The sequence below is a fragment of the Microbacterium dauci genome, assembly GCF_030065535.1.
In the GTDB taxonomy this organism is placed as follows: Bacteria; Actinomycetota; Actinomycetes; order Actinomycetales; family Microbacteriaceae; genus Microbacterium; species Microbacterium dauci.
The window spans coordinates 96,196-114,577 of sequence record NZ_JASJND010000004.1 but is presented as its reverse complement, the minus strand read 5'-3'; the positions used below and the strand labels follow the sequence as shown (position 1 = coordinate 114,577).

Annotated in this window: 15 protein-coding genes; 10 read left to right on the top strand and 5 right to left on the bottom strand. The window is 70.1% G+C overall.

What is annotated here, in order from left to right:
- The first annotated feature begins 119 nt into the window (after positions 1–119).
- From QNI14_RS05495 to recQ, 6 genes are all read left to right on the top strand, one after another.
- Positions 120–2,615, top strand: a complete 2,496-nt coding sequence (locus tag QNI14_RS05495) for a DEAD/DEAH box helicase (RefSeq protein WP_283715403.1) — start codon at positions 120–122, stop codon at positions 2,613–2,615.
- A gap of 36 nt (positions 2,616–2,651) precedes the next feature.
- Complete coding sequence (locus QNI14_RS05490; protein ID WP_283715401.1) at positions 2,652–3,188, top strand: DUF1697 domain-containing protein; 537 nt, start codon at positions 2,652–2,654, stop codon at positions 3,186–3,188.
- Positions 3,189–3,242: 54 nt separating this feature from the next.
- On the top strand, positions 3,243–3,500 hold the full coding sequence (locus QNI14_RS05485) for a type II toxin-antitoxin system VapB family antitoxin (RefSeq protein ID WP_283715399.1): 258 nt from the start codon (positions 3,243–3,245) through the stop codon (positions 3,498–3,500).
- Entirely contained in the window at positions 3,497–3,892 is a 396-nt protein-coding gene (locus QNI14_RS05480; RefSeq protein WP_283715397.1) for a type II toxin-antitoxin system VapC family toxin, read from the top strand. The genes QNI14_RS05485 and QNI14_RS05480 overlap by 4 nt, the downstream gene beginning before the upstream one ends.
- A gap of 37 nt (positions 3,893–3,929) precedes the next feature.
- On the top strand, positions 3,930–4,415 hold the full coding sequence (locus QNI14_RS05475) for a GNAT family N-acetyltransferase (RefSeq protein ID WP_283715396.1): 486 nt from the start codon (positions 3,930–3,932) through the stop codon (positions 4,413–4,415).
- A gap of 161 nt (positions 4,416–4,576) precedes the next feature.
- Positions 4,577–6,667 (top strand): DNA helicase RecQ, encoded by a 2,091-nt coding sequence (recQ, locus tag QNI14_RS05470; RefSeq protein ID WP_283715395.1) that lies wholly within the window; start codon positions 4,577–4,579, stop codon positions 6,665–6,667.
- A gap of 280 nt (positions 6,668–6,947) precedes the next feature.
- Here the strand turns inward: recQ and QNI14_RS05465 are convergent, their stop codons facing one another.
- From QNI14_RS05465 to QNI14_RS05450, 4 genes are read right to left on the bottom strand one after another with little or no spacing between them, the layout of a single operon-like run.
- Entirely contained in the window at positions 6,948–7,862 is a 915-nt protein-coding gene (locus QNI14_RS05465) for a carbohydrate ABC transporter permease (RefSeq protein WP_283715393.1), read from the bottom strand.
- Positions 7,862–8,785 (bottom strand): carbohydrate ABC transporter permease, encoded by a 924-nt coding sequence (locus QNI14_RS05460; RefSeq protein ID WP_283715392.1) that lies wholly within the window; start codon positions 8,783–8,785, stop codon positions 7,862–7,864. Before QNI14_RS05460 ends, QNI14_RS05465 begins: the two co-directional genes overlap by 1 nt.
- A gap of 1 nt (position 8,786) precedes the next feature.
- Complete coding sequence (locus QNI14_RS05455; RefSeq protein WP_283715391.1) at positions 8,787–10,067, bottom strand: ABC transporter substrate-binding protein; 1,281 nt, start codon at positions 10,065–10,067, stop codon at positions 8,787–8,789.
- Positions 10,068–10,101: 34 nt separating this feature from the next.
- Positions 10,102–12,261, bottom strand: a complete 2,160-nt coding sequence (locus QNI14_RS05450; RefSeq protein WP_283715390.1) for an alpha-galactosidase — start codon at positions 12,259–12,261, stop codon at positions 10,102–10,104.
- 119 nt (positions 12,262–12,380) lie between these two features.
- Here QNI14_RS05450 and QNI14_RS05445 point away from each other — a divergent pair, with 119 nt between their 5' ends.
- Positions 12,381–13,493: an ROK family transcriptional regulator gene (locus QNI14_RS05445; protein ID WP_283715389.1), complete on the top strand. Its 1,113-nt coding sequence runs from the start codon at positions 12,381–12,383 to the stop codon at positions 13,491–13,493.
- A gap of 3 nt (positions 13,494–13,496) precedes the next feature.
- Here QNI14_RS05445 and QNI14_RS05440 read toward each other — a convergent pair whose 3' ends face one another.
- Positions 13,497–14,753: a GNAT family N-acetyltransferase gene (locus QNI14_RS05440; RefSeq protein ID WP_283715388.1), complete on the bottom strand. Its 1,257-nt coding sequence runs from the start codon at positions 14,751–14,753 to the stop codon at positions 13,497–13,499.
- Positions 14,754–15,094: 341 nt separating this feature from the next.
- On the opposite strand from QNI14_RS05440, the gene QNI14_RS05435 reads away from it, so the two are divergent.
- From QNI14_RS05435 to QNI14_RS05425, 3 genes are all read left to right on the top strand, one after another.
- A complete protein-coding gene (locus QNI14_RS05435) occupies positions 15,095–17,206 on the top strand; it encodes an acyl-CoA dehydrogenase family protein (protein ID WP_283715387.1) in 2,112 nt (703 codons plus the stop codon).
- Between the two features lie 40 nt (positions 17,207–17,246).
- Positions 17,247–17,828: a DNA-3-methyladenine glycosylase I gene (locus tag QNI14_RS05430; RefSeq protein WP_283715386.1), complete on the top strand. Its 582-nt coding sequence runs from the start codon at positions 17,247–17,249 to the stop codon at positions 17,826–17,828.
- Positions 17,829–17,932: 104 nt separating this feature from the next.
- Positions 17,933–18,382 carry a cupin domain-containing protein gene (locus QNI14_RS05425; RefSeq protein WP_283715385.1) on the top strand — a complete coding sequence of 150 codons (450 nt, stop codon included), beginning with the start codon at positions 17,933–17,935 and terminating at the stop codon, positions 18,380–18,382.

Genomic DNA, 18,382 nt, shown 5'->3' with positions numbered 1-18,382 from the left:
GGTCGGATTCCTCCGCGGATCGCCCCATCCAGCCGCGACCCGCACGGGATAGAGACGTTGTGCGCGCGCGCACGCCACCACAGCACCGCCGCGCCCGCCCGATGGGGCAGACTCGGGGGATGACCGCGCCGCTCCGGGAACTCGTGCCCGATGGGGCGACGCCGGATGCCGCCTACGCCGGCTTCGTCGAGTGGGCGACCGGCCGCGGCATCGAGCTCTACCCGGCGCAGGACGAGGCGGTCATCGAGCTCGTCTCGGGCTCGCACGTGATCCTCGCGACCCCGACCGGCACGGGCAAGTCGCTCGTCGCGATCGCGGCGCACGCGGCATCCGTCGCCCGCGGCGGCCGCACGTACTATACGGCCCCGATCAAGGCGCTCGTGAGCGAGAAGTTCTTCGCGCTCGTCGAGATCTTCGGCGCGGATGCCGTGGGGATGATCACCGGCGATTCGTCGGTGAACCCCGACGCGCCGATCATCTGCTGCACCGCCGAGATCCTCGCGAACACGGCGCTCCGCCTCGGACCCGACGCTGAGGTCGACCAGGTGGTGATGGACGAGTTCCACTACTACGGCGACCCCGACCGCGGGTGGGCGTGGCAGGTGCCGCTGCTCATGCTGCCGAAGGCGCAGTTCCTCTTGATGTCGGCCACGCTCGGCGACACGACGGCGATCTCGGCCGACCTCGAGCGCCGCACCGGCCGGCCGGTCGCGCTCGTCGCGGGCGCCGAGCGCCCGGTCCCGCTCGACTTCTCGTACGCGCGCCGCCCTGTCCACGAGGTGCTCGAGGGACTGCTCGAGAACGGTGAGGCGCCGGTCTACATCGTCCACTTCTCACAGGCCGCCGCCCTCGAGCGCGCGCAGGCGCTGTCGAGCGTGAAGGTCACGACGCGTGAGCAGCGCGATGCGATCGCCGAGGCGATCGGCGGGTTCCGCTTCACGACCGGCTTCGGCAAGACGCTGTCACGACTGGTGCGCGCCGGCATCGGGGTGCACCACGCCGGGATGCTGCCCCGCTATCGCCGGCTCGTCGAGACGCTCGCGCAGCGGGGTCTCCTCCGTGTCATCTGCGGCACCGATACGCTCGGCGTCGGCATCAACGTGCCCATCCGCACAGTGCTACTCACCGCGCTTTCGAAGTACGACGGCACGAAGATGCGGCAGGTGTCAGCACGCGAGTTCCACCAGATCGCCGGACGTGCCGGTCGCGCCGGGTTCGACACCCACGGCAGCGTCGTCGTGATGGCGCCGGAATGGGAGATCGAGAACGCCGTCGCCCTCGCCAAGGCCGGCGACGATCCCGCGAAGCGCAAGAAGATCGTCCGAAAGAAGGCGCCGACGGGCGTCGTGAACTGGGGCGAGGGCTCGTTCGAGCGGCTCGTCGAGGCCGACCCCGAGCCGCTCTCGCCGCAGCTCCAGCTCACCGCGGCGATGCTCATCAACGTCATCGGGCGCGGCGGCGACGTGTTCGCGAACGTCCGCTCGCTCGTCTTCGACAACCACGAACCCCGCGCCCGGCAGTACGAGCTCGCGCGGCGTGCGATCGCGCTGTTTCGCACGCTGGTGGTCGCCGAGATCGTGGTGACGGATGCCACCGGCATCCACCTCACCGTCGACTTGCAGCCGAACTTCGCGTTGAACCAGCCGCTGTCGCCGTTCGCGCTCGCCGCAATCGACTTGCTCTCGCCCGACGACGCCGAGACCGGCACGTCGCACTACGCGCTCGACGTCGTGAGCGTCATCGAGTCGACGCTCGACGATCCGCGGGCGATCCTCGCCCAGCAGCAGTACAAGGCGCGCGGCGAGGCCGTCGCGGCGATGAAGCGCGACGGTGTCGAGTACGACGAGCGGATGGCGCTGCTCGAAGAGGTCACGTGGCCGAAGCCGCTCGACGAGCTGCTGGCGCAGGCGTACGAGACGTTCGCGTCGAGTCAGCCGTGGGTGCGCGACTTCGAGCTGTCGCCGAAGTCGGTCGTCCGCGACATGTTCGAGCGGGCGATGACGTTCGGCGAATTCGTGTCGTTCTACGAGCTCGGCCGCAGCGAGGGGCTCGTGCTGCGCTACCTGTCCGACGCGTATCGCGCGATCCGGCAGACGGTTCCCGCCGAGGCCCGCACCGACGACCTGCTCGACCTCATCGAGTGGCTCGGCGAGCTCGTGCGCCAGGTCGACTCGAGCCTCGTCGACGAGTGGCAGGCGCTCATCAACCCCGCGGATGACCCGACCGCGCCGGTCGTTCCGCCGGCACCGCCGTCGATCCTCACGAACCGGCGCGCTTTCGTGGTGCTCGTGCGGAACGAGCTGTTCCGCCGCGTGCAGCTTGCGGCGCTGCAGGACGACGACGCCCTCGTCGCGCTCGACCCCGGCGTCGACTGGCCCGCGGCGCTCGACGCGTACTACGACGACCACGACGAGATCCTCACCGGTGGTCCCGCGCGCTCACCCGCGCTGTGCGTCATCGATGAATCGGATGCCGGTGTCTGGCGGGTCGAGCAGATCATCGACGACCCGGTGGGCGACCACGACTGGCGCATCCGGGCGGAGGTCGACCTCGCGGCCTCCGTCGACGAGGGCATCGCGGTCGTGAGGGTGTCGGAGGTCGTGCGGCTCGGCTAGCCTTCACCGCATGCCCGTCGTCACCCGGACCGCCTGATGGCGGCGCACCTCGCATTCCTCCGGGCGATCAACCTGGGACCCAAGCGCGTGTTCCCGAAGACCGACATCCATCGCGTGGTCGGCGAGGTCGGCTTCGATGAGATCGAGACGCACCTGAACACCGGCAACGTCCGCTTCGGCACGCGCATGCGCTCGCGCGCGAAGATCGAGGAGACCCTCGAGCGCGCGTTTGTTCGCGACCGCGGGTTCGAGGTACCGACCATCGTCTTCTCGGCGGCCGAGTTCGTGCAGGTCGCGGCCGATACCGCACGCCTCGACGAGGAGCATCCGGGGCTCGCGCGGCACTACGTCTACCTCCTCAAGGAGCCGCTCACCGCCGACCGCGTCGCCGAGGTCGAGGCGCGCGCCGACGAGCGTGGCCGCATGGTCGTGCTCGGCCGCACCGCGCACGCCCTGCTGCGCCCGGGGTATCAGGACGGACAGGTCGATCCGCTCGCCGCCGCGAACCTGCTCGGCGTCGCGACGAACCGCAACGCCAACGTGGTCCGCACGGTCGCCGCGAAGTGGTGCTGACCCGCGTCAGTCGCGGATGGTAGAACGGTAGAGCCCGAGGGTAGAATTGCTGCCATGGGGCTCAACATCAAGAATGAGGACGTGCACGCTGCGGTGCGCGAGCTGGCAACCAGGCTCGGTGTCAGCCAGACCTCTGCGGTGGAGCGTGCGGTGCGCGAGAAGCTCGCCGCGATGACCGACGACGCCGATTTGGCTGCGCGCGCACGCCGTCGACGCGACGCGATCACGGCCGCGCAGGAGGCGTATCGCGGGGTCGACCTCTGGGCGGTCGCCGACGAGCTCTACGACCCGGCGACGGGGCTGCCGAAGTGATCGTCGATACGTCGGCGCTGATCGCGCTGCTGCAGAACGAAGCGTGCGCTGAGGCGATCGACGTCGCAACCGAATCGGCGGCCTGGCGCGGGATATCGGCAGCGACACTCTTCGAAGCCGCCATCGTCGCCGACGGCACGTCTGACCCGGTCCGATCCGCCCGATTCGATGCGCTCATCGCAGGCCTCGACATCGAGGTGGTGCCGCTCACGGCAGCGCACGCGGCCATCGCGCGGCAGGCGTATCGCGACTACGGCCGCGGATCAGGGCACCCCGCAAAGCTCAACTTCGGCGACTGCTTCTCGTACGCGCTCGCGAAGGAGCGCGGTGAGCCGCTGCTCTACGTCGGCGACGACTTCGCGCACACCGACATCGCCTCAGCGCTCGGCTGAGTGGTGCCGTGCCGCGTCGACGTGTGAGGCTCGGGGCATGGTCCTGACGATCCGTCCCCCGTCGCCGGCGGATGCCGCGGCGCTCGCCGACCTGCACGTGCAGACGTGGCGCGAGACGTACACCCACCTGCTGCCTGAGGGGTACTTCGACGAGGCGTTCGTCCAGGGCCGCCACGAGATGTGGGGGCGGCTCGCCGGCACCGACCGCGAAGACCTGACGGTGCGGCTCGCGGAGCTCGACGGCGTGCTCGTCGGGCTCGCAATGTCGGGGCCGCCGCAGGGTGACGACCCGCCGCGGGACCGGCAGCTGTACTTCATCTACGTCGCGGCATCCGCCCACGGCACCGGCGCCGGGCAAGCCCTGCTCGACGCAGTGCTCGGCGACGGGCCTGCGCTCCTCTGGGTCGCCGACGGCAACCCTCGCGCGATCGCGTTCTACCGGCGCAACGGCTTCGCCTTCGACGGCGTGGAACAGCTCGACCCCGGCGCGCCCGCCATCACCGACCTGCGCATGGTCCGCTGACCGCGGCATCCGCTCACGGCCTCGTCCGTCCCGCGGAGATTCTTCCTTTCCGCGTACGGACGCCGAGGATTCGCGCGCGTCAACGCGGATTGCCGCGGGAGCGAGAGCCCAGGTGGGGACCACCGCGGCGGGTGTCGGCGCCCGCGGCTATCGTGGATCGGGTGAGTGACGGCGGCTGGAACGGTGACCCCTACGCCGATCTCTCGTGGGATCCCGACGACCTCGTCCCGCCCGACGATTTCGACGCGCCGCCCCCGCCAGACCCGCGGTACGACGACTACGGTGCGGCCGTCGCTCGCGCGACGCGTTCCCAGCCGGATGCCGCGCCGGCGGCGCCCGCCCGCGGCGGCCACCCCCGCGCAAGCGCACCCCGCTCCGCACCACCGCGGCCGCAGGCGGCACCGGCATCCGTCCTGAAGCTCGAGCGACGCGACCACGTCGGTGACGATCCGGTCGCGGTCCTCGCCGACGTGTTCGGCTACCCCGCGTTCCGGGGCGACCAGGCCGAGATCGTCTCGCACGTGATCGCCGGCGGCGACGCCGTCGTCCTCATGCCCACCGGCGGCGGCAAGTCGATCACCTACCAGGTGCCCGCGCTCGTGCGTCCCGGCACCGGCCTCGTCGTCAGCCCGCTCATCGCGCTGATGCACGACCAGGTCGAGGCGCTCATCGCGAACGGCATCCGAGCCGCGTACCTGAACTCGACGCAGAGCCCCGCCGAGCGTGCGGGCGTCGAGCAGGCGCTCCTCGACGGCGAGCTCGACCTCATCTACGTCGCTCCTGAGCGACTCTCGGTGCCCGCGACGACCGCGTTGCTGCAGCGCGCGCGGCTCAGCGTCATCGCGATCGACGAAGCACACTGCGTGTCGCAGTGGGGCCACGACTTCCGACCCGACTACCTCGCGCTCGGCGATCTCGGCGAGCGGTTCCCGGGCGTCCCGCGCATGGCGCTCACCGCCACCGCGACCCGCGCGACGCACACCGAGCTGACCGAGCGGCTGCACCTCGGCGACGCCAGGCACTTCGTCGCGAGCTTCGACCGTCCGAACATCCAGTACCGCATCGAACCCAAGGTCGACGTGCGGCGCCAGCTCGTGCAGTTCGTGCGCAGCCAGCCCGAGGGCTCGGCGGGCATCGTCTACGCGCTGAGCCGAAAGTCGGTCGAGCAGACCGCCGAGTACCTACGCACGCAGGGCCTCGACGCGCTGCCGTACCACGCGGGCCTCGACGCCGGCATGCGCGCACGGCACCAGTCGAGGTTCCTCCGCGAGGAGGGCGTCGTCATGGTCGCCACCATCGCGTTCGGCATGGGCATCGACAAGCCCGACGTCCGCTTCGTCGCGCACATCGACCTGCCGAAGTCCGTCGAGGGCTACTACCAAGAGACCGGTCGCGCCGGCCGCGACGGCGAGCCGGCCGTCGCGTGGATGGCGTACGGCCTCGGCGACGTCGTGCAGCAGCGGCGCCTCATCGAGCAGTCGCCCGGTGACCGCACCTACAAGATGCGCATGGGGCAGCACCTCGACGCCATGCTCGCGCTCTGCGAGACCGTCGCGTGCCGCCGCCAGAACCTGCTGAACTACTTCGGCCAGGCATCCGACGCCTGCGGCAACTGCGACACCTGCCTCACCAAGCCCGACACGTGGGACGGTCTCGTCGCGGCGCAGAAGCTCCTCTCGACGATCGTGCGGCTGCAGCGCGAGCGGAACCAGGCGTTCGGCGCGGGCCACCTCATCGACATCCTGCGCGGCGGCTCGACCGAGCGCATCCGCCAGCAGGGGCACGACAAACTCTCGACCTACGGCCTCGGCAACGACCTCTCCGAGCAGGACTGGCGCTCGGTCGTGCGGCAGCTGCTCGCCCGCGGCATCCTCGTCGCGCAGGGAGAGTACGGCGTGCTCGCGGTCGGCGAGAGCGGGGCCGCCGTGCTGCGCGGCGACGAGCCGGTGCCGTTGCGACGCGATGTGCTCGGTCGCTCGGGCGGCGGTTCTGCGCGCGCGAAGCGGCAGTCGAGTTCGGATGCCGTGCCCAAGGGCGACCGCGACCTGTTCGAGGCACTGCGGGCCTGGCGCGCCGAGCAGGCCCGGGAACAGGGCGTGCCCGCCTACATCGTCTTCGGCGACGCGACCCTGCGCGCCCTCGCCGAGCACCGTCCCGCGTCGGTGGCCGACCTCGACGGCATCACCGGCATCGGCGCCAAGAAGCGCGAGGCCTACGGCGAGGCGGTCGTCGCGGTGATCGCCGGAGCCTGAGCCCGCGCTCGCGTGGCGGCTCGCAGCGAGAGGCCACGCCGCACCGTGGCATCCGTCCGCTCCAGGTGGCACTTCGTGCCGCTTCCCAGCCCTCGAAGCGACGAGAGCTGCCACCTGAACGAGTCAGGCAGCCTGACCCTGCCCGCCCTCCCGCTCCAGGTGGCACTTCGTGCCGCTTCGCAGCCCTCGAAGCGACGAGAACTGCCACCTGAACGAGCACCCGAGAACGCAGAAGGGGCGGATGCCGCAAACCGCGACACCCGCCCCGACCGAAGAACGCCTACTTGATCGACCCGCGCATCACGCCGGAGATGACCCAGCGCTGCGAGAAGATGTAGACGAGCAGCAGCGGTGCCATCGCCATGAGGTACGACGCGAACGCGACCGTGTAGTCGGTGTTGTACTGCCCCTGGAACACGTACTGCGCGAGCGACAGCGTGCGGTCGGACGGCTCGGTGAGCACGACGAGCGGCATGATGAAGTCGTTCCACGCCCACACGCAGGTGAGGATGCCGACCGTCGCGTTCATCGGCATGAGCAGCGGGAACACGACCTGCCGGAACACCCGCCACGTCGATGCGCCGTCGATGCGCGCCGCCTCTTCGAGCTCGATCGGGATGGAGCGGATGAACGCCGTGTAGATGAAGATGTTCAGGCTCAGCCCGTACACCGTGTAGAGCAGGATCATCCCGGCGGGGTTGTCGAACCCGAGGAGCGACGTCTGCTTCACGAGCGGCAGCATGATGATCGGGAACGGGATGAACAGCGCCGCGAGCAGGTAGTAGAACACGCCCTTGAAGAACGGTCGGTGCAGGTTGCGCGCCAGCGCCCACGCGACGAGCGAGCTCGTCAGCAGCGTGAACACGACCGAGCCGACCGTGATCAGCGCGGTGTTCATGAGCGCCTGCGGGAACGACGTGCGCTCCCACGCGACCGCGAAATTCTCCCAGTTGATCGGCCAGGGCAGCTCGAATCCGGTGCCGGATGCCAGCTGCGCGGGCGTCTTCAGGGCGACGGCGACCGCGAGGTACAGCGGCACGACGATCGTCAGCGAGCACACCGCGATGAGCGCGGTGGCCCACCAGTTGGTGCGACGGGTGTCGGACGGGTCGCCGCCGCGGAAGCGGCGCTTGGGGATGACGACCGCCGTGGTCGCGGGGCCCGCCTCGACGGGCGTGGTGACGGAGCTGGACATCAGAAGTCGGCCTCTCTGCGCTGAAGGACCCGGAATTGGAGGAGCGAGACGATGGTGATGACGATGAAGAAGAGCACCGCATTGGCGGTCTGGTAGGCGAACTCGCCGCCCGAGAAGCCGCCGCGGAAGATGAGCATCGTCACCGATTCGGTCGACGTGCCCGGTCCGCCGTTGGTGAGGGCGATGATCGGGTCGAAGACCTGCAGGAAGCCCTTCAGGCTCAGCACGACGTTGATCGTGAAAAAGGCGCTGATGAGCGGGAACGTGATGGAACGGAACTGGCGCGCGGGGCCGGCGCCGTCGATGGATGCCGCCTCGTAGATGTCGCCCGGGATCGTCTGGAGCCCCGCGAGGTAGATGATGATCGAGAACGCGCAGGCCTGCCAGACCGCGAGCACCACGACGGCCGTCCACGCCCAGTCGGGGTTCGTGAGGATGTTGTCCGCGAACAGCGGGATGCCGCTGAGGATCTTGGGCAGCGAGTTCGAGAACAGGAACTGGAACACGTAGCCGACGACGAGCACCGCGAGGATGTACGGCACGAAGTAGACGCCGCGCCAGAAGTTCCTGGCCCGGATCTTCGCGTTGAGGCCGAGCGCGATCGCGAGCGAGAACGCGTTGGTCAGGATCGTCGCGACGATTGCGAACAGGAACGAGAACCCGTACGCCTGCAGGATGCGGTCGTCGCGGAAGATGTTCGCGTAGTTGGCGAACCCGACGAAGTCCCAGTTCCCGTAGCCGGCGTAGTTCGTGAAGCTGTAGAACACGCCGATGAGCACGGGCAGGGTGTGGAACGCGGCGAATGCGAGGACGGCCGGCCAGACGAACCAGTAGTAGGCGCGCGGGGCGAGCTTGGAGCGCTTGCGCGGGGTCGGTGCGGCATCCGCCTGGGTCCGCGTCGTAGAGGTGGTGACGATGGCCATCTCAGTCCTCCTGGTCCGGCGTGATGGTGCGGGCGGCGACCTTGCGCCACTCGTTGTCGAGGGTGCGCAGCGCCCGATCGGTGTCACCGTCGTAGAGGAACTGCTGCACGGTGCCGACGAGCGGGATCGCGCCCGGCACCTGGTGGTCGATGAAGCCGGTGATCTGACCGGCGTCGAAGTACGGCGCGATCGACTGGAGTGCCGGGTCGTCGCTGAGTTCGGCGTCGGTCACCGAGGGCACCATGTTCTGGGATGCCGCGAACTCCTCGATGACGTCGGTCTGGAAGAGGTACTCGATGAAGCGGAGTGCCTCTTCTTTGTGCGGGGTGTTCCGCGCCATCGTGACGGTCACGTCGACACCGGAGACGAGCATGCGGTCGGCCGGGTTCTCGGGCACCGGGTAGGGGAAGATCGCCGCGTCGATGTCGGGGTTGACCGCCTTCACCGGGCTGAGCGCCCAGATGCCCTGCAGCATCATGGCGGCACCGCCGTTCGCGAACAGCGACGTGCTGTCGTCGTACGAGGCGCCGCGGTAGCCCTCCTGCGAGTACTCGAAGAGCTGCGCCTGCATCTCCATCGCCGAGGGGAAGTCCTTCTCGAACGACACGGGCGAGTCGGCGCCGACGGTGTCGCCCTCTTCGCGCATCGCGTCGAAGAAGCCGTCCTGCGAGGTGTACGCGCCGATGCCGTTCCACGACGGCATGGCGGTCCAGTTCTCGGCGAGCGACGTCGAGAACGGGGTGATTCCCCGCTCCGTCAGCGTCTCGCACAGCGCGATGAGCTCATCCCACGTCTCGGGGACCTCGAGCCCTTCGGCTTCGAAGATCTCGCGGTTGTAGATGATGCCGTTGGCGTTGTTGACGTAGCCGAGGCTGTTCACTTCGCCGGGCGCGGTGCCGAGGTCGGCGAGGATTTCCTGCACGCCCGGGTTGATGGTGTCGAGCACCGGCTCGTCGCTGAAGTCGTAGAAGACGCCGGCCTCGGCGAGCTTGCCGAAGTTGCCGTTGGCGTTCAGCGTGATGACGTCGGGGGTGCGGTCCTTGACGAGCAGGGTCCGGATGAGGGTCTCCGAGTCGGCGACCTGGTTCTGCACCACGTCGATGTCGGGGTTCTCGGCTTCGAAGGCGGCGATGATCTCGTTGAAGTCCTCGAGCGCCTCCCCTTTGAATTGGAAGAAGTCGAGCTTCGTCCGGGTGTCGCCGGCGGCGCACGCACCCATGCCGAGCGTGAGCCCGACCAGGAGTGCGCCCGCGACGGCGGTGCGGGTGGTTCTGGATCTCATGGTGCGTGCGCCTCCTTGCGCGGATGCCGCGTGGTTACGCAGCGGTGATCTCGATGACGACCGCCTGCTGCGGCTGCTGGACGGGGGGACGGATGCCGGCGACGGCGAGCTGCCGGCCGGTGAGGACGGTCTCGTGGTGGGCCCACTCGAGCGGCGACTGCGCGGGGTCCTGCACGATGCCGCCCGGCGTGACGAGGCGGACGCGGTACGTGCGGTCGGCGTCGAGCCCCGGGAGTCGCACACGGCCGGCCGGCGACGAGATGAGCGTCTGCGTCTGCGCGATGGTGAAGAACGCGGATGCCGCGTCCGCCGCGACCACGCCGCGGACGTCGAGGCCGGGGTCGGCCACGTTCGCGTTCACGAGGCGGCCGGTCGCGACCAGGGGGCGCACGCGCTTGGCGAGCGCGACCCAGGCGCCGACGGTGGCGGCATCCTCGTCGGACAGGGTCGTGACGTCCCACTCGATACCGAAGTGACCGAAGAGGGCGACTGCGCCGCTCATCGCGAGCGAGACGGTGCGCTTGGTCGAGTGCACGTGCGGGGTGGTGAGGTGCATGCCCATCATCTCGGGCGGCACGACGAGCGCGGTGTTGCGCTGGTTCTCGAGCCGCTCGACGGGGTCGAGGCAGTCGCTCGTCCAGATGCGGTCGGTGCGGTCGAGGATGCCGAGGTCGACGCGGGCGCCGCCCGAGGCGCAGCTCTCGATCTCGAGGCCGGGGTGGGTCGCCTTCAGCTCGTCGAGCAACCGGTAGACGGCGCGGGTCTGCGCATGCACCTGCGCCGCACCGCCGGGGCCGGCGGCAGCGTCGACGAGGTCGCGGTTGTGATCCCACTTGATGTACGAGATCGGGTATTCGGCGAGGATCGCCGAGATGACCCCGAGGATGTAGTCATACGCACCGGGGTGTGCGAGGTTCAGCACCTGCTGCTGGCGGGCGGACGGCGGCAGCTCGTCGCGGCCGCGGAGGATCCACTCCGGGTGCGAGCGGGCGAGGTCGCTGTCGGGGTTGACCATCTCGGGCTCGAACCAGAGGCCGAACTCCATGCCCTTGGCGACGACGTGGTCGGCGATGGGGTGGAGTCCGTCGGGCCAGACGGTGTCGTCGACGTACCAGTCGCCGAGGCCGGCGTGGTCGTCGCGACGGTGGCGGAACCAGCCGTCGTCGAGCACGTAGCGCTCGACGCCGATCTCGGCGGCGGCGTCGGCGAGGGCGACGAGCTTGGGCAGGCGGTGGTCGAAGTAGACCGCCTCCCACGTGTTGAGCGTGATCGGGCGGGGCCGCGAGGGGTGCTGCGGACGCGCGCGCCACTCCTCATGGAAGCGGGATGCCAGCTCGTCGAGGCCGTCGCCCCACGAGCCGAGCAGCTCGGGCGAGGCGACCTCCTCACCGGGAGCGAGGCGGATCTCGCCGGGCAGGTACAGCTCGCCGCCGCCGAGGAACGACTCGCCCGTGGGCACGCGCTCCGCGAAGGTGCGCTGGTTGCCGCTCCACGCGAGGTGCACGCCGTGCACCTGACCGCGCTCGTGGCCGAAGCCCGGCACGCCGGCGGCGAGGAGGAGCGTGGCATCCGCTCCGGGGCGACCGCGGCGGCTCTCGCGCAGGTGCGTGCCGAAGGTCAGGTCGCGGCGCTGGCCGGAGCGCTCACGCAGGTGGCGGCCGGTGGTGTCGAGGATCTCGGTCGCCTCCCAGGGCAGGGGCAGCGAGGGCTGCAGCGTCTGCACCGTGTAGGTCGAGTCGCCCATGTTGCGGACCGTGATCCGACTGCGGACGAGGCCACTCGCGCCGATCGACAGGCGGATGCGGGCGGTGAGCGCCGACTGGTCGTCGACGAGGGCGAGGTCGATTGCCTCATCGGTGACGGAGGCGTTCCGGAGGGTGAAGAGCGGGCTGGCGTACGCGCCGTCGCGGTGGCCTTCGAAGGTCGGGGTGCCGAGCCAACCGGATGCCGCGGTGGTCAGCACGCCCAGGCGGGCGGTGACGTCGAGGCCGCCGGAGACGCGCTGCGGGCGGGCCGCGGTGGCGAGGGACTCGAGCGTCTCGGCGGTCGCATCGCCGAGGTCTGCGCCCCAGTGGACGATGACCGGCGTCGGCTGGGCCTCGAGGTCGACGACGAGGCTCGTGCCGCCGCGGCGCAGGTGCGCGATGCGGGCGGACGCGGTGGACGTGGGGACGACATTGTCGTGGTCGAGCATGGGATTAGTTCTACTAGGGAAATATTCAGACGTCAAGACTCGCGTTAGCGCAGGGATTCGTCGGGATTACAGCATCCATTCGTGCCAATATGGAACCAACGCCGCGCGAGGAGGTGCGAATGAGCCGGAGCGAAACCGCGCTCGCGCGCGCCGTCCTCATCCACGGGCCGCTCTCGCGCCGCGACCTCACGACGCGCCTCGGGCTCTCGCCCGCGAGTCTGACCCGCCTCGCGAAGCCGCTGCTCGAAGCGGGGCTGCTCATCGAACTCGACGAGGTCGCCGACGGCACGGTCGGTCGCCCGTCCCGTCCACTCGACATCGCGCCGGGGCTCGGCGCCTTCGCGGGCGTGAAGATCACCGGCGACGCGGTGATCGCGGTTGGCACCGACATTCGCGCCGAACCGATCACCGGCGGCGAGTGGCCCATCGACGACCGTTCGCCCGAGGCCGTCCTCGCCCTCGTCGCGCGCGCGGTGCGCGAGCTCGCGCTGCCCGATCTCGTGGCGCTCGGGGTGAGCCTCGGCGGTGTCGTCCACGACGGTGTCGCGCTGCATGCGCCCTTCCTCGAGTGGGCCGACGTGGACGTCGCGGGGGTCCTGGCGGCGGAGCTCGGCGTCCCGGTGAGCGTCGAGAACGACGTCGTCGCGCTCGCCGAAGCCGAGCGATGGTTCGGCGCCGGCCGCGGGCTCGACGGGTTCGCGACGATCACGATCGGCGCGGGCGTCGGCTACGGGCTGGTCGTCGACGGAGAGGTCGTCCGGACGTCGGATGCCACGATCGGTACCGGCGGCCACATCCCGCTCGACCCGTTCGGCCCCGTCTGCCAGGACGGGCATCGCGGGTGTGCGCAGGCGATGCTGTCGTCGGGTTCGATCGCCGCACAGGTGTCCGCCGCGCTCGGCCGCCCCGTCGACTACGACGAGACGCTCGAGCTGGCTGCCGCCGGTGATCCCGCCGTGCACGCGATCGTCGGCAGTGCGGGCGACGCGTTGGGCCGGCTGATCGCGCTCGCCACGAACCTCAGCCTGCAGTCGTCGGTGGTGCTCGCAGGTGAGGGGATCAACCTGTTCAGCGTCGTCCAGGACCGGGTTCGGGCCGCGGCATCCGCAGGTCGGGACCCGCGGGCCGAACCGGTCGACATCCACGTCGACGACTCGGGGTTCCGCGCGTGGGCCAGGGGAGCGGCCGCCGTCGCGATCCAGTCCACGATGGACCGCATGCGGGGCGAGTGACCCTCACGCCGTGACGGTGCGCACCCGCTCCACGCGGAAGACGTGCGGCAGTGCGCTGAGGTCGCGGTCGCCGTCCGACCGCGGGAACTCGAACACGTCCAGCATGAGCTGTACGGGGTAGTCGATCGTCTGCGCGACGGTCTTGACCCAGGCGCCGTCGACGAAGAAGCGCAGGCGTTCCGGGGTCCACTCGACCGCGTAGTCGTGCGGCACGGTGAGGTCCCCGTCGATCCAGATCTTCTCGAAGTCGGTTCGCAGTCGCGGGTCATTCTGCGCCTTCACGCCGATCCCGACCCACCCGCCGTTTGCCTCGACCTCCGAGCCGAAGATCTCCGCGATGCAGATCTCCCCGCAGTCGTCGGGTCGATCCTCGAACCCGATCGGCCAGAACGCGACCATCGCATCCGGATGCCGGATCGCCGAGAATCGCGCCTCGATGACGCCGTGCGTCGCAAGCCACAACCGCTGCTCGGGTTGCGACTCGCGGACGACGAGGTCGGGGCGGAACCGGTGCTGTCCATCGCCGGAGCCGAGCGGGCCGGATCGCTGCCCGGTCTGCAGGTGAGAGACCCGGAGGTCACCGTCCCACTCGGGTGCCCATGGCGGGGTGTCGGCGTCGATGCGCAGTCGCAGCCCGTCACCGACCTCGAACCGCGCGGCCGCGGCATCCTTCGACGACCAGTGCGGGGTGTAGAACGGCGACCACCGCTGCAGGTCCAACGAGTCGTCGGTGAACCGCTCCTCGACATCGACGGCCCGCCCGGTCGTGTCGAGCGGCGACATGTCGAGGTGCCAGATGTTGAAGTGGAGCATCCCGCCCCGCCAGGGCTCGGTGCCTTCGCCGCGCAGCTCGAATCCGGCGCGGGCGCAGAGGGCGTTGGATGCCACGTTGTCCACGCCCGGATACGCCGTCAGCAGCGTCCGGTCGCCGCGACGGCGCACCTGGTCGATGATCAGGCGGAGTGCCGCGCCCGCGACACCGAGCCCCTGGAGCTCGGGGACGACACTCCACCCGGCTTCGTACGCGGGCGTGCCCTCTTCGTCGGTCTCCCAGAACCCGATGCCGCCCGCGGCGATGCCGTCGACCTCGATCCGGAACATCGCCCCGCCCCGCGTTGCGACCCGCATGTAGCGCTGCTGCCGGTCCTCGAGCTGCGCCGGCGTCTCGGGGCCCCCGAGGTGCGCCGTCATCTCGGGCGTGTTCATGCGCTCCAGCAGCGGCAGGTTGTCCTCGCCCCATGGTTCGATCGTGGTCGTCATCGCGCCTCTCGCGTCGTCGTCGGCCGTTGCGCCTCAGCATCCTCCTCCCCACCGACACCCGCGCGCGCCGCAGCCCCCGCCCGCCGCGCGGCATCCATCCCTCGACGTGGTACAACACGCCGGTACACCGTTCACCCAGCGACAACTGCTGCCACCCGAACGCGCCCCCGAGCGGATGCCGCGCCCCTGCCGCCGGCGGCCGGTGTAGGCCTGGCACAACACGCCAGGGCGCCGGGCGTCCGCGCACTTGTCCAGGGTACACAACAGGGTTTACGACCCGTTGGAGGACTCCTACCGTTGAGGGTGAACTTCCCTGTCTCGCGCTCTCGGAAAGGCCAGTGATGACCGACACCGTCGTCCGCCCCAGCACTCCTGCCACCAACCGCCGCACGCCCGCCGGTGGCGCCCCGACCGCAGCCCGCACGGCTGCCGAAGCAGGTGAGCCGCGTATCGATATCGACACCGTCGGGTCGATGTTGCTCGGCACGTGGGCCGACACCCGTCGCGAGGTCCGCGAGCTCATCAAAGACCCGGCCTACTGGCGCATCGACGGCCAGACGGTCGCCGAGCACCGCGACCGCGTGATGGGTCAGGTACGCCTCCTCGCGCAGAACAATGGCTCGTCTCGCGCGCTCCCCGAGGAATACGGCGGCCTGAACGACAACGGAGCCAACCTCGCCGGCTTCGAGGAGCTCGTCCTCGCCGACCCGAGCATGCAGATCAAGTCGGGCGTGCAGTGGGGCCTGTTCGGTTCGGCGGTGCTCCAGCTCGGCACCGAGGAACACCACAAGCGGTGGGTCGCCGACATCCGGGATGCCAAGCTCCCCGGCGCCTTCGCGATGACCGAGATCGGCCACGGCTCCGACGTGGCTGCGATCGGCACAACGGCGACGTACGACCCCGCCACCGAGGAGTTCGTCATCAACACGCCGTTCCGCGCGGCGTGGAAGGACTACCTCGGGAACGCCGCCGTCCACGGTCAGGCGGCGACCGTCTTCGCGCAGCTCATCACGAACGGTGTGAACCACGGCGTGCACTGCTTCTTCGTCCCGATCCGCACCGCTGACGGCGAGCTGCTGCCGGGCGTGCAGAGCGAAGACGACGGTGTCAAGGGTGGCCTGAACGGCATCGACAACGGCCGGCTCGCGTTCGACCACGTCCGCGTCCCCCGCACGAACCTGCTCAACCGGTACGGCGACGTCGCCGCGGACGGCACGTACTCCAGCCCGATCGAGAGCACCGGCCGCCGGTTCTTCACGATGCTCGGCGCACTCGTGCAGGGTCGCGTCTCCCTCGACGGTGCGGCGACGATCGCCTCGGCGCTCGGCCTGCACATCGCGATCACGTACGGCAATCAGCGCCGCCAGTTCGATTCCGGTGCCGGCACCGACGAGGTCGTGCTGCTCGACTACGGCAAGCACCAGCGTCGCCTGCTGCCGCTGCTCGCGCAGACCTACGCACAGTTCTTCTCGCACGACGAGCTGCTGCGCACGTTCGACGGCGTCTTCAGCGGTCGTACCGACACCCCCGAGGAGCGCGAGAACCTCGAGACGCTCGCCGCGGCGCTGAAGCCGCTCAGCACCTGGAACGCGCTCGCCACCCTGCAGGAAGCGCGCGAGGCGTGCGGCGGCTCCGGCTTCATGGCGGAGAACCGCCTCGTCGGCCTCCGCAGCGACCTCGACGTCTACGTCACCTTCGAGGGCGACAACAACGTCCTCCTGCAGCTCGTCGGCAAGCGGCTGTTGTCCGACTTCGCCCGCCAGTTCAAGGGGGCGGATGCCGCGACGCTCGCGAAGTACGCGGTGGGGCAGACGGCGGGCAAGGTGTTCCACGGCGCGGGGCTCCGCAGCCTCGGCCAGCGGGTCGCCGACTTCGGTTCGACCGCGCGATCGGTCGAACTCGGGCTGCGCGCCGAACACCAGCACGAGCTGCTGTCGGACCGCGTCGAGCAGATGGTCAGCGACGTCGCGGGGGCGCTCCGCCCGGCATCCAAGCTTCCGAAGGACCAGGCCGCCGCGCTGTTCAACCGGCACCAGGCCGAGCTCATCGAAGCGGCACGCGCGCACGGCGAGCTGCTGCAGTGGGAGGCGTTCTCGGACGCGGTGAAGGCGACCGAGAACGACGACACCCGCCAGGTGCTCACCTGGTTGCGCGACCTCTTCGGACTGCACCTCATCGAGCGCCACCTCGCGTGGCACCTCATCAACGGTCGGCTCTCGACGCAGCGCGCGGCCGCCGTCACGAAGTACATCGACCGGCTGTGCGCGCGGCTGCGCCCCCACGCACAGGATCTCGTCGACGCGTTCGGCTTCGAGCCCGAGCACGTGCGTGCGCCGATCGCGTCGGGGCTCGAACAGCAGCGCCAGGATGAGGCACGCGCGTACTACGCCGACCTCGAGGCCCGCGGCGAAGCGCCCGTGCCCGAGAAGTCGTTGAAGCCGAAGAAGCGCTGACCCGAGGGGTCGTGTCCGAGGCCGTCGGTAGCCTGAGCGGGTGAGTCTCCGCATCGGCCCCGACGGCCTCGCTCGTTGTGCCTGGGTGGGTGATGACGCCGAGTACCGGCGCTACCACGATGAGGAGTGGGGGCGTCCGCTGCACGGCGACCGGGCGCTCTTCGAGAAGATGTCGCTCGAGGGATTCCAGGCGGGGCTCTCGTGGATCACGATCCTCCGCAAGCGCCCGCGGTTCCGCGAGGTCTTCGCCGGGTTCCAGCCCGAGGTCGTGGCCGCCTACGGCGACGACGACATCGAACGCCTGATGGCGGATGCCGGCATCATCCGCAACCGCGCGAAGATCCTCGCGACGATCGGCAACGCCGCGCTCGTGCGCGACATGGCCCCGGGCGAGCTCGACGCCTTCATGTGGTCGTTCGCGCCCGAGCCCCGACCACGGCCGGCCTCGCTCGAAGAGGTTCCGGCGACGACCGCGGCATCCGATGCGATGTCGAAGGCACTCCGCAAGGCCGGCTTCCGATTCGTGGGCTCGACGACGATGTACGCCCTCATGCAGTCGAGCGGCATGGTCGACGATCACGTCGACGGATGCCACCGCGCTCACCCGCCGGCAGAGGCGTGACTCCCGGCGGCCCGGGCGATCGGGCAGACTGAGCCAGCGACGAGCACGGGCGAGAGCGACAGCACCGGCAAGAGCGCCAACGCGGGCGAGAGCGGAGGGTGGCCATGAGCGGCTACGAGGTCACCGAGATCGGTGCGATGGACCAGTGGCGCGATCACTTCGGCGGGTTCGCGCCGGCGCGCTCGCGCGACGGACGGCGCGTCGTGGATCACGAACTCGCGATGCAGTACATCGGCGTCACGGCGAACGCGCTCGAACCCGGAGAGCAGGCCGGATACTGGCACACCCACGCGAAGGTCGAGGAGCTCTACATCTTCCTCGAGGGCCGCGGACAGATGGGGCTCGACGACGACCTCGTCGACGTCGGACCGGGGTCCGCAGTGCGGGTCGGTCAGGGCGTCTGGCGCACCTGGCGCGCGCACCCCGAGAGCCCCGGTCAGCTCCGCTGGCTGTGCATCCGCGCCGGCGGCGAGCAGCTGACCCATGTCCCCGATGACGCCACCCGTGACGAACCCGAGCCGCGGCCGATGCCGTGGGACGAGCGAGAGGCCTGA

Bases quoted from the DNA above. Each gene is read 5' to 3' on its own strand.
- QNI14_RS05435 (WP_283715387.1), top strand. From the start codon at position 15,095: ATGACCGACACCGTCGTCCGCCCCAGCACTCCTGCCACCAACCGCCGC.
- QNI14_RS05490 (WP_283715401.1), top strand. From the start codon at position 2,652: ATGGCGGCGCACCTCGCATTCCTCCGGGCGATCAACCTGGGACCCAAG.
- QNI14_RS05425 (WP_283715385.1), top strand. From the start codon at position 17,933: ATGAGCGGCTACGAGGTCACCGAGATCGGTGCGATGGACCAGTGGCGC.
- QNI14_RS05475 (WP_283715396.1), top strand. From the start codon at position 3,930: ATGGTCCTGACGATCCGTCCCCCGTCGCCGGCGGATGCCGCGGCGCTC.
- QNI14_RS05485 (WP_283715399.1), top strand. From the start codon at position 3,243: ATGGGGCTCAACATCAAGAATGAGGACGTGCACGCTGCGGTGCGCGAG.
- QNI14_RS05445 (WP_283715389.1), top strand. From the start codon at position 12,381: ATGAGCCGGAGCGAAACCGCGCTCGCGCGCGCCGTCCTCATCCACGGG.
- QNI14_RS05450 (WP_283715390.1), bottom strand. From the start codon at position 12,261: ATGCTCGACCACGACAATGTCGTCCCCACGTCCACCGCGTCCGCCCGC.
- QNI14_RS05440 (WP_283715388.1), bottom strand. From the start codon at position 14,753: ATGACGACCACGATCGAACCATGGGGCGAGGACAACCTGCCGCTGCTG.
- QNI14_RS05455 (WP_283715391.1), bottom strand. From the start codon at position 10,067: ATGAGATCCAGAACCACCCGCACCGCCGTCGCGGGCGCACTCCTGGTC.
- QNI14_RS05495 (WP_283715403.1), top strand. From the start codon at position 120: ATGACCGCGCCGCTCCGGGAACTCGTGCCCGATGGGGCGACGCCGGAT.
- QNI14_RS05460 (WP_283715392.1), bottom strand. From the start codon at position 8,785: ATGGCCATCGTCACCACCTCTACGACGCGGACCCAGGCGGATGCCGCA.
- QNI14_RS05465 (WP_283715393.1), bottom strand. From the start codon at position 7,862: ATGTCCAGCTCCGTCACCACGCCCGTCGAGGCGGGCCCCGCGACCACG.